The organism is Marinomonas algarum, from assembly GCF_020532605.1.
Classification (GTDB): domain Bacteria; phylum Pseudomonadota; class Gammaproteobacteria; order Pseudomonadales; family Marinomonadaceae; genus Marinomonas; species Marinomonas algarum.
On record NZ_JAJATW010000007.1, the window covers coordinates 75,919 to 90,102 of the forward strand.

At 40.9% G+C, this 14,184-nt stretch carries 12 protein-coding genes; all 12 read right to left on the bottom strand.

The window, feature by feature from the left end; translation table 11 throughout:
• Window positions 1–32: 32 nt before the first annotated feature.
• The 12 genes from galE to LG368_RS06320 all read right to left on the bottom strand — a co-directional run bounded on the left by galE (window position 33) and on the right by LG368_RS06320 (window position 14,182).
• Window positions 33–1,064: a UDP-glucose 4-epimerase GalE gene (galE, locus tag LG368_RS06265; RefSeq protein WP_226753878.1), complete on the bottom strand. Its 1,032-nt coding sequence runs from the start codon at window positions 1,062–1,064 to the stop codon at window positions 33–35.
• Between the two features lie 103 nt (window positions 1,065–1,167).
• The gene (locus LG368_RS06270) at window positions 1,168–3,150 is read right to left on the bottom strand and encodes a polysaccharide biosynthesis protein (protein WP_226753879.1); all 1,983 of its coding nucleotides are present in this window, start codon (window positions 3,148–3,150) and stop codon (window positions 1,168–1,170) included.
• Window positions 3,151–3,233: 83 nt separating this feature from the next.
• Complete coding sequence (locus LG368_RS06275; RefSeq protein ID WP_226753880.1) at window positions 3,234–4,409, bottom strand: DegT/DnrJ/EryC1/StrS family aminotransferase; 1,176 nt, start codon at window positions 4,407–4,409, stop codon at window positions 3,234–3,236.
• A 27-nt stretch (window positions 4,410–4,436) separates the two neighbouring features.
• On the bottom strand, window positions 4,437–5,078 hold the full coding sequence (locus LG368_RS06280; RefSeq protein WP_226753881.1) for an acetyltransferase: 642 nt from the start codon (window positions 5,076–5,078) through the stop codon (window positions 4,437–4,439).
• Entirely contained in the window at window positions 5,071–5,667 is a 597-nt protein-coding gene (locus LG368_RS06285) for a sugar transferase (RefSeq protein WP_226753882.1), read from the bottom strand. The genes LG368_RS06280 and LG368_RS06285 overlap by 8 nt, the downstream gene beginning before the upstream one ends.
• Window positions 5,651–6,799: a glycosyltransferase family 4 protein gene (locus LG368_RS06290; RefSeq protein ID WP_226753883.1), complete on the bottom strand. Its 1,149-nt coding sequence runs from the start codon at window positions 6,797–6,799 to the stop codon at window positions 5,651–5,653. The genes LG368_RS06285 and LG368_RS06290 overlap by 17 nt, the downstream gene beginning before the upstream one ends.
• 2 nt (window positions 6,800–6,801) lie before the next feature.
• Entirely contained in the window at window positions 6,802–7,872 is a 1,071-nt protein-coding gene (locus tag LG368_RS06295; protein WP_226753884.1) for a hypothetical protein, read from the bottom strand.
• A 25-nt stretch (window positions 7,873–7,897) separates the two neighbouring features.
• Window positions 7,898–9,031 (bottom strand): glycosyltransferase family 4 protein, encoded by a 1,134-nt coding sequence (locus LG368_RS06300; RefSeq protein WP_226753885.1) that lies wholly within the window; start codon window positions 9,029–9,031, stop codon window positions 7,898–7,900.
• A complete protein-coding gene (locus LG368_RS06305; RefSeq protein WP_226753886.1) occupies window positions 9,028–9,927 on the bottom strand; it encodes a glycosyltransferase family 2 protein in 900 nt (299 codons plus the stop codon). The genes LG368_RS06300 and LG368_RS06305 overlap by 4 nt, the downstream gene beginning before the upstream one ends.
• A gap of 3 nt (window positions 9,928–9,930) precedes the next feature.
• Window positions 9,931–11,106, bottom strand: a complete 1,176-nt coding sequence (locus LG368_RS06310) for a nucleotide sugar dehydrogenase (protein ID WP_226753887.1) — start codon at window positions 11,104–11,106, stop codon at window positions 9,931–9,933.
• Window positions 11,107–11,319: 213 nt separating this feature from the next.
• Window positions 11,320–12,297 (bottom strand): glycosyltransferase family 2 protein, encoded by a 978-nt coding sequence (locus tag LG368_RS06315; protein ID WP_226753888.1) that lies wholly within the window; start codon window positions 12,295–12,297, stop codon window positions 11,320–11,322.
• Window positions 12,284–14,182: a glycosyltransferase gene (locus LG368_RS06320; protein WP_226753889.1), complete on the bottom strand. Its 1,899-nt coding sequence runs from the start codon at window positions 14,180–14,182 to the stop codon at window positions 12,284–12,286. Before LG368_RS06320 ends, LG368_RS06315 begins: the two co-directional genes overlap by 14 nt.
• Window positions 14,183–14,184: the final 2 nt, after the last annotated feature.

The following is a 14,184-nucleotide window of genomic DNA, read 5'->3' on the forward strand; positions in this document are numbered from 1 at the left end:
TACGGGCTTAGTTTTCTAAGCCCGTTTTTCAGTTAAGCCGTTTCGTAGCCGTTGGGGTTGTTGGATTGCCAACGCCAGGTGTCTTGGCACATTCTGGTGAGGTTGTATTCTGCTTGCCAGCCCAGTAGCTCTTTCGCTAAGGCAGGGTCTGAGTAGCAGGCGGCGATGTCGCCAGGGCGTCGGTCGACGATTTTGTAGGGCACGGTTTTGCCGGAAACGGTTTCAAGGGCACGTACCATTTCCAGTACGGAGTAGCCGTTGCCGGTGCCTAGGTTGACGACGATATGACCAGAGTTTTGCAGTACTTTGTTTAAGGCGCAAACGTGGCCTTTTGCTAGGTCAACGACGTGGATGTAATCACGGACGCCGGTGCCGTCTGGGGTGTCGTAGTCGTCGCCGAAGACGCTTAAGCTGGCCAATTTGCCTACGGCCACTTGGCTGATGTAGGGCATTAAGTTATTAGGGATGCCTTTAGGGTCTTCGCCGATTAGACCAGATTCGTGGGCGCCGATGGGGTTGAAGTATCGCAGTGTGGCGATGTTCCACGCTTGATCGGCTTTATTAATGTTAGCCTTGGCAATGTCGGTGAGTATGTCTTCCACCATGAGTTTGCTGGCGCCGTAGGGGTTGGACGTTGAGGTGGCGAAGTCTTCTCGGATGGGGACGGATTTTGGTAAGCCGTAAACAGTGGCGGAGGAGCTAAAGATAAAGTTTCTTAGGCCCGCGCGTTCCATGGCTTTGATAAGGTTTAGGCTGCCAGACACGTTGTTTTCGTAGTATTTGAAGGGTTTTTCAACCGACTCCCCTACGGCTTTTAACCCAGCGAAGTGCATAACGGCGGCGAAATCATAGTGTTCAAATACGCGATTAAGGAAAGCAGTGTCGAGTATGTCGCCTTTGATAAAGGTCGGACGTTTGCCGGTGATGGTGTTGATACGATCAAGAACCAGTTCACTGCTGTTGGATAGGTTGTCGATGATAATGGGCTCGAAGCCTGCTTGGATGAGTTCGATGCAGGTGTGGGAGCCGATGTAACCGGTGCCGCCGGTGACTAAGATGTTCATGTGTATACTCCAAATTCTTTTGTCAATCGTGGTGTTTCAGACCACATGTCCGATATGTCTATAAACTAAACGCCAGATAACACTCGTGCCTCGTTCATCTGCCCTACAAAGTTTGTTCTTTAAGTGAGACAACATTAGCGTTTGCTTTGATGGTATCGGCCTGTTGTTTTTGTCGGGCATTCCATACCAGGTCACCGATGCCGTCAGTGGGGCTGAAGTCGGTCGGGGCGTCGATCAGTAGTTGACGGATGGTTTCGTGGTCAAATCGATGGCAGGCTTGGTCAAGTTTTTCCATGGTGTCTGTGTATTCACTCAAGGGTAAAAAACGTTCTTTGGCGGTCATGATGCGTTCATGGCGAGTGCCTTCGACGTTGTCACCGATCAGCAGTTCTTCAAACAGTTTTTCCCCTGGGCGCAGGCCAGTAAATTGTATTTCAATGTCGCCACCTGGGTTGTCGGCGGATTTCACTTCTAGGCCAGACAGTCGAATAAGGTTTTCCGCTAAATCAACGATTTTCACCGGTTCGCCCATATCAAGCACAAAGACGTCACCGCCCTTCCCCATGGCGCCGGCTTGTATCACCAGTTGGGCCGCTTCAGGGATGGTCATGAAGTAGCGAATAATATCTGGGTGGGTCACGGTAATGGGTTGGTTTTCCATGATTTGTTTTTTGAATACAGGGATAACGGAACCAGAGGAGCCTAATACGTTGCCAAAGCGCACCATGCAAAAACGAGTGTGTTCTTCACGTCGGGCGGCTTTGTTGGCTTCCTGTTGTGCTAGGGCTTGAAGGCCCAGTTCGGCCATGCGTTTGGTCGCGCCCATGACGTTGGTGGGGCGTACGGCTTTGTCGGTAGAGATCAGCACAAAGGAGGACACACCAGATTCAATGGCGGCTTTGGCGCAGCAGAAGGTGCCGAAGACGTTGTTACGCACGCCTTCAACGACGTTGTATTCCACTAGGGGTACGTGTTTGTAGGCAGCGGCGTGGTAGACGGTATCAACACTGAAGGCCTTCATGGTGGAAGCCAGGCGGTTAATGCGTTGCACTGAGCCGATCAAGGGAACTAGGGTGAGTTTAGGCGCCAGTTTTTCTTTTAATGCGGTGAGCTCTTTGTCAATTTGATAAACCGCAAATTCCGATACGTCAAAGAGGATTAAGGTCGTCGGTTTGAGTTTGAGAATTTGTCGACACAGTTCGGAGCCGATAGAGCCGCCCGCACCGGTGACCATGACGACTTTGTCGGTGATGTTAGCACCCATAAGCATGGCATCGGGTTCAACGACGTCACGACCAAGTAGGTCATCAACGGCGACGTCTTGTAGTTCGCTGACACTGGCTTTGCCGGTAACGATGTCATCGAAGTCAGGGACGGTAAGCACTTCGACCGGATACGGCATGAGTTTTTCAATCACTTGTTTACGCTCTGATCGACTGGCTCTGGGGATGGCCAGTAAGACTTTTTCTATTTGGTGTTGTTTGATCAGGGCGTTCATTTTGTCTACATGGTATACGGGTATACCTTGGATGATGGTGTTAACGAGGGAGTTATCGTGGTCGATGAAGCCTTTGACGCGATAGCAGGATGCTTGTCTTAGTGCTAGAGCCAGTTGACGGCCTGTGGAGCCAGCGCCAAAGACCAGTACGGGGTCGTAACCTTTGTTGGGAGTTTGTACCAGTATGGCGCGAATCAGTAGTCGAGAGCCGCCACACAGCATCACAAGGTAGGGAAAGTAGATTAAGGGGACGGTGCGAGGTATCGATGCGTTAAGGAAGTAGGCAAAGATGGTTATGCTTAGGGCTGAGACAGCGCCGCCGATAAGGATGGCGGTGAAGGCATGAAAGGTCAGGTAACGCAATACGGCACGGTAGAGGCCAAGGCGGGAATTGGCTAATAAGGTAATCACCGTTGTTCCCAGCAAAGCCCCCAGTATAGGGGGTTGGTTAAGAGTGGCGAATTCGCCGATACGAGACCAATAGGCTAAGGCAAATGCCACGCAGACAAAAGCCGAGTCGACAAGTAAGCTAATCAGGCGCTTGTGAAAACGCGGTAACGTCCATATGAAATCCAGTTTCTTGATCATCCTATATACCCTGTATATATCAAAGTCCACGAGGTGTGCTCTTGTTTGTTGCTGTGTGCTTTTTTGTTATCTCAGTGGATACGTTATTTCGAAGCCAGGTCAAGGACAGCACGAATGGCCTCGGCAGTTTTGTCAAGTTCGGCATCGGTTAATGTCGGGTGTACTAAGAACATTAGGCTGGTGTCGCCTAGTTCAACGGCATTGGGAAGACGCTGCACGGGTCTGAAGCCGGTGTCATCAAACGCTTTCTCGAGGTAGACCTCGGAGCAGCTGCCTTGAAAGGCGGGTACGCCTAGGGCGTTGATCTCGTTGACAATGCGGTCTCGTGTCCAGCCTTCGGCTAGGCGTTCAGGTTTAACAAAGGCGTAGTGTTTGTATTCGGCGTGTTGTATGTGGTCTGGGACGCTGACTCGACGAATGCAGTGGTAGGGTGCGAGGGCGGCGTCTATTTTAGCACCGTTATGTTGGCGTTTTTGCGTCCATTCTGTCATGCGTTTGAGTTGAATGCGTCCGATGACGGCTTGCATTTCGAGCATACGCCAGTTGGTACCAAAGCTTTCATGTAACCAGCGAAAGCCTGGTGGGTGTTGTTTGTGGTAGATGGCGTCGTAGCTTTTGCCGTGGTCTTTGTAGGACCACATGGCTGACCAGAGGGTTTTGTCGTTGGTGGTGACCATGCCGCCTTCTCCGCCGGTGGTCATGATTTTGTCTTGGCAGAAAGACCAGGCGCCGATGTGGCCAATGCTACCAACGGATTGGCCTTTGTATTGAGCACCGTGGGCTTGGGCACAGTCTTCGATGACGTAGAAGCCGTGTTGTTGGCTGAGGGCCATGATATCATCCATTTCAGCGGGCATACCGGCGAGATGCACGACGATGACGGCTTTGGTTTTGGGCGTTAATACGGCTTTGATGCTGTCGGCGGTAATGACTTGGCTGTTTAGGTCAACGTCGGCAAATTTAGGCGTGGCACCGGCGGTAACAATGCTGGAGGCAGAGGCTAAAAAGGTACGCGGTGTGGTGATGACTTCGTCACCGGGTACGACACCAACGGCTTTTAGAGCAACGTCGAGGGCGACGGTGCCGTTCATTAGGGCAATGGCGTAGTCGGTGCCTGCCCAAGCGGCGAATTCTTTTTCAAATTCACGACCTTCTGTGCCGGTCCAATAGTTTACTTTATTGGATAAGACAACTTGACTGACGGCATCGGCTTCTTCTTGAGTGAAGGAAGGCCAAGGGGAAAAAGGAGAATTTAGCATCACAGTCCTATGAAGTATCACCAGTTGTTAAGAGTTAAGCGCTATGATTTTTGCTGGCGAACCATAGGCCGTAGTGTTGGCAGGTAAGTCTTTTAGAAGCGTGCTGCCAGCACCGATAAGAACGTTATCACCAATGTTAATCAGTTGTTTGACTTGGCTACCAATGCCCACCCAAACCTGTGTGCCTGTGGTCACTCCGCCAGCTAGTGAAGTGTTGGGACAAATATGTGAAAAATCGCCAATCACACAATCATGTTCTATTACCGCTGAGCTGTTGATAATAACGCCTTTTCCAATACGAGCAAAGGCATTCACGATGGCACCGGCTAAAACAACGCTACCTAAAGATAGCTGTGCGTATTGGCTGACGGTTGCACGAGGATGAATTAAGATCGGTAAATAAAACTGTTCTTTGTTTAGCAGGTCAATTTTTTGCTGTCTTATTGTGTTGTTACCGATTGCCACCGCCACTGACAGGTTAGTGTTATCTTGTTTTAAAAGGTCGTCTGATTTACCACAGATAGGCCAGTGTTCCAGTGAGGTCTTTTTTGGGTATGCATCATCATAGAAATATACGATGTATCCAAGCTGCTCCGCTAAATCGGCGACGACTTTTCCGTGGCCACTAGCACCGAGTATGGCCAGTGCTTTTGGTAATGGTTCAGTCATGGTTTGAGCCTTTAAATGGCTCTATGGTGACATGGCCCTCTGCGCTAACACCTTCTCGCACAAAAACTTTTTTCACCGTAAGGAGCAGTATTTTGATGTCGAGCCAAAAGTTTTGGTTGTCAACGTACCACACATCTAGGGTGAATTTGTCTTCCCAGCTGATGGCGTTTCGGCCATTGACTTGGGCCCAGCCGGTTATGCCCGGGCGAACATGGTGGCGGCGTGCTTGTTCTGGGCTGTAAAGTGGTAAATATTGTACAAGTAAAGGGCGTGGCCCGACTAGGCTCATGTCACCTTTTAAGACGTTAAATAGCCCCGGTAACTCATCTAAGCTGGTAGAGCGCAGTAAGGCACCGAAGGGTGTCATTCGTTGCTCGTCTGGCAGTAGGTTACCCTGTTTATCTTTGCCATCAAGCATGGTGCGGAACTTCATCATTTTGAAGACTTTACCATTTAAACCAGGGCGGTCTTGGGTGAACAATATTGGCGAGCCAAGTTTGATACGCACCAGTAGCGCCACGACTAGTACAACGGGGGATAGTACCAATAGGCCAAAAAATGCAGCCGCAAAATCAAAGAGACGTTTCATTATTTTCTATACCCATAATTTTTAGCATTTTTACATTAACCTTGTGGACATCAAATCGTTCTTCAGCTATACGCCGGCTTGCTTTTCCCATAGTTTCAATCTGATCAGGGTGTTCAATAAACCACATCATTTTTTCAGCAAGCTGTTCCGGTGACCAAGGAGGTACAAAAAAACCATTTTCACCTTCGACTACTGTTTCTCGACAGCCTGGTACATCGGTTGTCAATATTGGTCGACCAATCGCCATGGCCTCTTGAGTACTGCGAGGCACACCTTCACGGTAATAGGAAGGCAAAGCAAACACACTGGCATCAATTAACCATTCATTTACATTATCAACGTGCCCTGGGTAAATAACAGAGCCATCTTCTATAAAGCCATTGAGTTCTGCCTGTTTAAGGCCCCCAGAGTTTGACTCATCAAACCCACCTAACACAACAAATTCAGCATCCGGGTACTTACGCTTAGTAATTCGAGCCGCTTTTAGGTATTCATACACGCCTTTCTCTGCGAGCAAACGTGCAATAAAAATAAAACGCACAGGCCCTTGATTAAAGTCGTGAACTGGATAATCCTGCAGATCAACCCCGATCCCTCCTAACACGTCAACCTTTTGAGTTTTAATATTATAGCGCGTAATTAAGTCAACAGGGTCATCAGGATTGAGAAACACGACTCTATTCGCAAAAGGTAAAGACAGTTTATATAGAGCTACTTGTACACCTCGGATGAGCTTAGTTTTAAAGTTCAGACCGGCTGGTTGATCTGTAAAAGTGAAACCTAATCCTTCGAGCATCGCAACACGATGGGGTACCTTAGCTAAAGCAGCAGCAAGGGTTCCGTAAATCACGGGCTTGGCAAAATAAGATAAAACTACATCTGGTGCAATTTGCGTTAACTTTCGTTTTAAAAACAACATAGTTTTTAAATCTGCCAACGGATTCAAACCAGAGCGAGAAAGCGAGTAATCAACTGGTGTTACTCCTAACTTTATCAAGTCTTCTTTTTGCTGTTCGGTATAATTCATCGCGAACGCAACAACTTGGCAGTTTCTATTTAGCAATGCTTTTATTAATGGCATTCGAAAGCCAAACATAGAAGATGCAACTGTACCTATTAAAACAACTTTCAAGATTACCTCTGATTAGAGTAGTTATGTTTCACTTTTTCTTGATAAATAATAAACATACAGGCAAATATCGCCAGATAACTTGGCACTCTTAAACGTACCGCTGTACCAAGATTATCATTTCCAAGCACCCATATCGTTGTATACACAACAAAAAAGACCAGTAAAAAACTGCAAAATTTATTTATATATTTAGCGTTCTTAATCACATACGAAAAGGCCCATATAAATGGCACCGATTCAAGAAAAAATACCAGTATCGCATTGAAACTTGTGAGAAACAGACCAAACACTTGAGCTATAAAACTGTATAAGTAATAAACTAAAAACATAACAGGGTTGGCGTCAAGTAAACCAACCCCTAGCGTTGCTCCTCCGCTCTCGAAACCATCTTCTCCACGATATTCTAATATGGGGTTAAGTATACCACTTAGCCTTACTAAGACTAAAAGAAGGAAATAAAGAAATATCCATGTTTTCACTTTATGACTCGTGGCAGAAAAAATATAAAAAGTAAATGCTGACAAAAAAAGAGCAGCACCTAAATAAGGCCTTAAAAGAAAACAAAAATAACTTAATGCCAAAAAGATAGAAAAATAAAAAATTTTTAGGAATGCGCTTTTCTCAATAACTTTTCGGTAAAAATAAATTGAAAGCATAAAACAAAACCACATAAAAACATCACGATATATGTCTAATGTGTAAAAAAATACAGTTGGATAAAAAAGCACTAAAAATAGAGTCAGCCGCTTCACAGGCTTGATTTCAAAGGCATTATCTTTCACTATCCTATAAAGCAAGTATGGCATCAAAAAAATAGAGATAAAAAACAATAAATATGAAACAATTTCTCTATCATAAAAGCCTAGATCATTAAAAAAACGCAATATTACCGGCCAAAAGTTTACAGCAACATCTGTATAACCCTCTGCGTAGGCATGATAATAGTAAGAATCATTGCCCCCTCCAAAAAGCTTAGCACTTGATGTTTTAAGGTATAAATAGAAAAACAATTTACCAAAAAGCAAGAAAAACGTTAGGGGTAAAATGTAATTTAAAGAAAATATTTTTTTCAAAATGAGTAGCCTTTCGAAGTCTAAGTTAAGTAATCTCAATACCTTCTAGCCATACTCGTTCATAACCAGAAACCATTGTTTCAAGACTAAAGTTATCAACTATCCTGTTACGACATGCTTGCTTTCTCGCTGCCCACTTTTCAGGGGATGATTTCATCTCATGGTAGGCCTCCATGATCGCATCAGATAAAGCTTGCGGATCTTTTGGTGGAACCACCCAACCGGTATCACCGACAATTCGAGAAGCATCACCGACATCAGTTGTAATACATGGTGTACCGCATGCCATAGCTTCATTAAGTACATTAGGGAACGCTTCACCAAAAGAAGACGAAAGAACAAATACATCAATTGCATTCATCGCAGATGGAATATCATTTCGTCGCCCTATTAGCTTCACACTATCTTTGAGCTCTAATTCAGTTTTTTTCTTAACAAGAAGGCTATTGTCATCATCAAGGTTAGTACCAATCAAAATAGCTTTAAATGATTGAATATTAAGAAGAGATAAACCTACAAATAAATTATTTTGATCTTTTTGTGGATCAAAGCGCGCCACATGTCCAATCAGGAGTTCAGAGTGAAGCTTTAATTCTTTTTTAAAATCTTCACCTAGCTTTTCGTTAGCCACATATTCGCTTACATCATATCCATTACTTACAACCATGCCTTTCTTTTTATAGAAACCTATAGACTCTTGAACCTCACGAGATCTATCTGCACAGTAAATGATTTTTTTGGGAATGAATCTTGATAACAATGAATTAATTTTTGCTATTAGAATAGTAGACCTTTTCGATTCGCCTTTTATTAAGGTAGTATGATGCACGCCCCATACAATATTTTTAACACCCGCTAATCGAGAGAGAACGCCTCCAAACAAATCTCCATGAAACATCCAAGTTTGTACCACATCAGGCTTAACCTTTCTCACAATACTAAAAATTCTAAAGACATTTAACAAACCTAATATACCATTCGACATATTAAGACAGTATACTTTGACACCAAAGTCTTCCAACATAGAGCCGTACTTACCAGCATCCATCAATGATATAACTAAGTGTTCAAATTTAGATTCATTTGATGTGGCTAAACGAAAAAGTACAGCTTCGGCTCCGCCGTCGTTTAGACCTGTAATAATATGTAATACTTTCATTTGGCACTCCATCTTCTTTTCTTAAGATAAAACAAGAACTTATGAAGAAAAAAACCAAGAACTGGAAACCTATATATATAACATATATTCTTAATAAAAAAATCTTTAACAGTATGAACGTAAAAATTTCCATAAAAGAACGTATATGCGTTTTTTTCATTATAAACAATAGAATTAATACAATTAGACCTAGCAAACCCTGTAATTATTTTATGATCTAAAAGGTATTTTTTAATTAAGTACTCACTAGCTTTAAGATTAAATCCCATACTCATATTACCACCATGCATCACATTAATAGTAACACCATAACTTGGATCAAAAAAATATTGTTCGTCAGCTAAACAAGCAAATATCCAATCTTGATGTTTGAAACTATTATCATCAAACCTTAATTTTGGATTTAAATTCTCTTTATCTATGGAAAATGTAGATGTGCGAACATCACCACCCTCTAAGAAAATATACTCACAAAGATTTTTTTTAGGTTCATGAAGCTGAGATGGAATTTTCCTAACTCCAAAAGAAGTAATAAAGTTACCAAAAATAAATCCTTGCTTCTTGTCTAAATGCAATGCAACTCTATTTTTAATGTATTCTTTATTGTAAAAATCATCAGAATCCAAAAAGAAAACAAATCTATTCTTACTAATATCTAACCCTATATTTCTTGATACTGCAGCGTTACCTTTCTTTTTATTTAAAACAAGGGAAACCTCAGAATACTCTTCATCAAGTTTAATCAAATAACTGACATCATCAGAAAAATCATCGACCAAAATAATTTCATATTGAAGGCCTACGCAGTTTAATACAACAGACTCTATAGCATCCTTTAGAAAAGAAAAGTTATTGTAGACTGGAATAATGACAGACACACCTTCTTTAACTACCATACACTAATCCTCACCAAACAAGTCTCTGGTGTAAACCTTGTCAACCACATCACTAAGATCGCTGGTCATTCGATTCGCAATCACCACATCAGACACCTGCTTAAAGGTCTCAAAGTCTCGATAAACTGTCGAGTTAAAGAATTTATCTTCTTTTAGTTCTGGCTCAAACAACACCACTTCAATACCTTTGGCTTTAATGCGCTTCATCACACCCTGTATTGCTGATGCTCTAAAGTTGTCTGAACCCGTTTTCATCACTAAACGATAAATACCAACGACTTTAGGATTGCGTTTTAAAATGGATTCTGCAATAAAGTCTTTACGGGTAGTGTTTGAATCAACAATGGCACGAATGATGTTATTCGGTACATTCTCGTAATTGGCTAGTAACTGTTTGGTGTCTTTAGGTAAGCAGTAACCGCCGTACCCAAAAGAAGGATTGTTATAGTGGCTTCCAATACGAGGGTCTAGCCCGACCCCTTCAATTACCTGCTTACTGTTCAAGCCATGGGACTCACAGTAAGAATCCAACTCATTAAAGTAAGCCACACGCATAGCAAGATAGGTATTAGAAAAAAGTTTAACGGCTTCCGCTTCGGTGGAGTCGGTAAATAAAACATCAATATCTTGCTTAATCGCCCCTTGTTGCAATAAGGCAGCAAAAGTCTTCGCCCGCTCTGATTCTTCACCCACGATAATACGCGAAGGGTATAAGTTGTCATACAGTGCCTTGCCTTCCCGTAAAAACTCTGGGGAAAACAGGATGTTTGACGTATTAAAAGTCTCATTAATACTTTTGGTGTAACCCACTGGCACGGTGGATTTAATCACCATCACCGCATTGGGGTTAATCTCAAGTACATCTTTGATCACGCTCTCAACCGACTTAGTATTAAAGTAATTGGTATCGGGATCATAATCCGTCGGTGTAGCGATAATCACAAAGTCTGCGTCTTGATAAGCCGATTGTTTATCCAGAGTTGCGGTAAAGCTCAACGATTTATTAGCTAAAAAGTCTTCGATCTCTGTGTCTTGAATCGGCGACTGCTTAGCGTTCAACATAGCAACTTTTTCAGGCACAATATCCACAGCAATAACGTCATTATGTTGCGCTAATAGCATGGAATTAGATAGACCTACGTAACCTGTGCCAGCTATGGCGATTTTATATTTTTTCATTTTTTATTCATCAACTCTATTTAGGTTAGAATCTGAGGTTACAAAAAACACAGTAATCAGAGTTTTTTATTTGATTTAATAGCTCTATACATTAGATTAGATAAAAATCTTATATATATTTTAAGAATATAAGATTTTAATTCAATTATTTTTAAAGCTTCTCGATAGTTTATATCTCTTCAAATAAAAACTATTTCTCTGTAAAAAACTGGATTATCTAGATTTCAGTACTATTTTACCAATTTTCCTTATAAATTTTAATTGGTCTAATTGCATAAAATACATAGAAAATTTTAAAAAAAGAGATACATTTCTAGTAGCTATTGCAATCGATAAAATACGTTTATAATTTAAATTAGATTCCGCACGACGAGCTGTCAATATATATCTTATACAATCATCTTCGATACGCTTTTTTATATAGCCCTGTTCTTCTGCTGTAAGGTGTAGCCTATTTAACAGATTAAGATTAGTCTCTATACAGTTAAGTGCACCGTCAACATGTTTTTTGGTAACCTTCATTGTCATAGTTGAATTTTCTCGATTTCTTCTTAAAAAGTAAACATCATCTATAACGAGAAAACTATTGCAGGAAAATAATAAAGGAAAAAGAATAGCTTCATCCTCAAAAAACCCAGCCCCAAACTCTAGTTTATCTTTACCCCACAATAGCTTTTTTGATATATACATGCATGGTGAACAAAATAAACCCTTCGACTCCAAACCACTTGCAAGCAAATCAGCTCGCTGATTAAAAAAACCTGTAAAACCACGACAATAGCTGACCCAACGGTTACCTTTATAATCAGGGTCATTAAATGATTCACCAGAAAATAATACTATATCAGGCTTATAGTTATCTCGAAGTAGACCTTTAATATCACTGACAAAGCTAGACACAAGTAGGTCATCTGAGTCGAAAAAATAAACATATTCAGAATTAGACAAACTTATGCCTATATTTCGAGCGTTACCTTGCCCACCATTTTCAATAGATACAACACGATAAGGAAATGTAAATTTAAAACTTTTGGCAATTTCCAAAGTCTTATCAGAACTACCATCATCTATTAGGATAACCTCATCAGGCATGCATGTTTGAGATTTGATTGAGTCTAATGCTTCATATAAATATTTTTCAACATTGTATGCAGGTATTATGATCGAAATTGATAGGTCATTTCTCAACATTTAAAAACTCCCTAGGAAATGACTCTAGTAACAATTTTTTATCTTCCATAAAAGACGCAACTTTCGCCTTTAAGAGTATTTCTAGGACCTCATCATCACTTTCAAAGCTCAAATTACGTATGTCAACAGGGGTCGGAGTTATTACATCTGTAGTGCTGTAATAATCTAGAAACTTAAAATCTCCACCAATCAATTTATCAGAAAACCTTACCCAGACGTTTGGGATATTATATGAATCTGACAGTATTAACCCATGTAGGGATGAAGATAGTACTAACTCACACTCAGCTAACTCATTTAAAAACTCTTCAACTGGAAGTTCAACGTCTATGACTTTTGCATTTGTAGTCTTTAAAAGACCTTTGAAGCTTGCCTCTCTCTTATCTACGTAATGTGGAACTATACCGAGTCTATACTTTTTTTGCGATTTAGGAGTGTAATATAACGGCATTAATACTGCTGGGTCCCCTAAAGGACATTTAAGAGAGCTTCCAACAATAGTACTTATAAAGTCTTGGGTCTTCTTTCCTCTGACTGCTGAGTACTTGATTTCCTTAAATACTGATGTAGTAGGTAGGATATTTTCATCGATAATACCAGCCCCCCATACTATGCTTTTACGAGAAGCAAAATGCATTATACTACCTATACCCAAAATATGACGATAACAACCAGATTTAATTGAAATTACTTTTTTTCCAGAGATTTTCTCAATCAAATATAAATTAAGTGCATCACCTACATTTTTTTTTGTGCTAAAAAATTTCAAAGGGACCTTTTCTTTATTAAAAGGAAAAAGTAAAAATAGATCTGAAAAAAAATCTGTTAACTTCTTAAAGTTATTTTTCACACCACAAAAAATAACTTTAAGAAAATTAGAAGACAGTAAAGCTCTTATCATCAACTTCAACATCTTAACAACAACATTTATAAAAACCTCTAATAAAATTTTCAATTTTGATTTTATAGATTCGTTTTTTAAAGTAGCACAGAGTAAGCTATACGCGTATATATAGCTTACCTGATGTGAAATAAAAGGTGTTATTTGATTACTGAGTAGCTTATCAAAAACTTTTGCATATTGATCACCATACATTCTCTTCAAATATTTTATACTGGTTATTCTTTTTTTAGTTGTATTTAGCTTTTTAGTTATATCTCCTAGCATTATTTCTGTCGTCGATCCTGGAACAGATGTTCTATAAGCAAGCATAATATCTGGTATTACTGCTATCCCCCCTCTAAGAGCACACAACATTTGAATACCCGTATGAAAGACTACCGGCGGCATATTAGCTAATATATCTTCTTTAGCACCAGCTGTTATCATTATCGAACCATATGGAAGCATGTTTCCATTTTGTTTAATCAATAATTTTGGATCGAACTTCGAGGTTTTACTGACTTGGTAGCCGGTTATACGCTTTAGGTCAGTTCCTTCTACATCAATTTCTCTAGCTGGATGCCCACATATGCTGACTCCAGTCTTATTCATAACTTCAAGTTGCTTTGCTAACTTAGTCTCACAAGTCCAATAGTCGTCCCCATGACAAAGAGCAATATAATTTCCTTTTGCTTTTTTAAAATTAAATTTATTAAGCATCACTCCTTTAGAGAACTGATTCTCAATCTGATAAATTGGTTTAATGATTCTTGGATACTTAGCTTCATATTCACGGATAATATCTACAGTACGGTCGGTTGAAGCATCATCATGAATAAGAATTTCAAATGGGAAGTCAGTCTGTTGAATTAGAAAGCCTTCTATTGCATCTTCAATATAGAGTTCATGATTGTAGGTGAGGCAGCAGATGCTGATCACAGGTTTTTCTATATCGCCTTTCCAGTTGGCAATGATTTCATCTTCAATTCTAAGGTCTCTCATTG

What these genes read in the sequence shown, in the direction of transcription:
- galE (WP_226753878.1), bottom strand. Translation starts at nt 1,064, where the DNA reads ATGAACATCTTAGTCACCGGCGGCACCGGTTACATCGGCTCCCACACC.
- LG368_RS06270 (WP_226753879.1), bottom strand. Translation starts at nt 3,150, where the DNA reads ATGATCAAGAAACTGGATTTCATATGGACGTTACCGCGTTTTCACAAG.
- LG368_RS06275 (WP_226753880.1), bottom strand. Translation starts at nt 4,409, where the DNA reads ATGCTAAATTCTCCTTTTTCCCCTTGGCCTTCCTTCACTCAAGAAGAA.
- LG368_RS06280 (WP_226753881.1), bottom strand. Translation starts at nt 5,078, where the DNA reads ATGACTGAACCATTACCAAAAGCACTGGCCATACTCGGTGCTAGTGGC.
- LG368_RS06285 (WP_226753882.1), bottom strand. Translation starts at nt 5,667, where the DNA reads ATGAAACGTCTCTTTGATTTTGCGGCTGCATTTTTTGGCCTATTGGTA.
- LG368_RS06300 (WP_226753885.1), bottom strand. Translation starts at nt 9,031, where the DNA reads ATGAAAGTATTACATATTATTACAGGTCTAAACGACGGCGGAGCCGAA.
- LG368_RS06305 (WP_226753886.1), bottom strand. Translation starts at nt 9,927, where the DNA reads ATGGTAGTTAAAGAAGGTGTGTCTGTCATTATTCCAGTCTACAATAAC.
- LG368_RS06310 (WP_226753887.1), bottom strand. Translation starts at nt 11,106, where the DNA reads ATGAAAAAATATAAAATCGCCATAGCTGGCACAGGTTACGTAGGTCTA.
- LG368_RS06315 (WP_226753888.1), bottom strand. Translation starts at nt 12,297, where the DNA reads ATGTTGAGAAATGACCTATCAATTTCGATCATAATACCTGCATACAAT.
- LG368_RS06320 (WP_226753889.1), bottom strand. Translation starts at nt 14,182, where the DNA reads ATGAGAGACCTTAGAATTGAAGATGAAATCATTGCCAACTGGAAAGGC.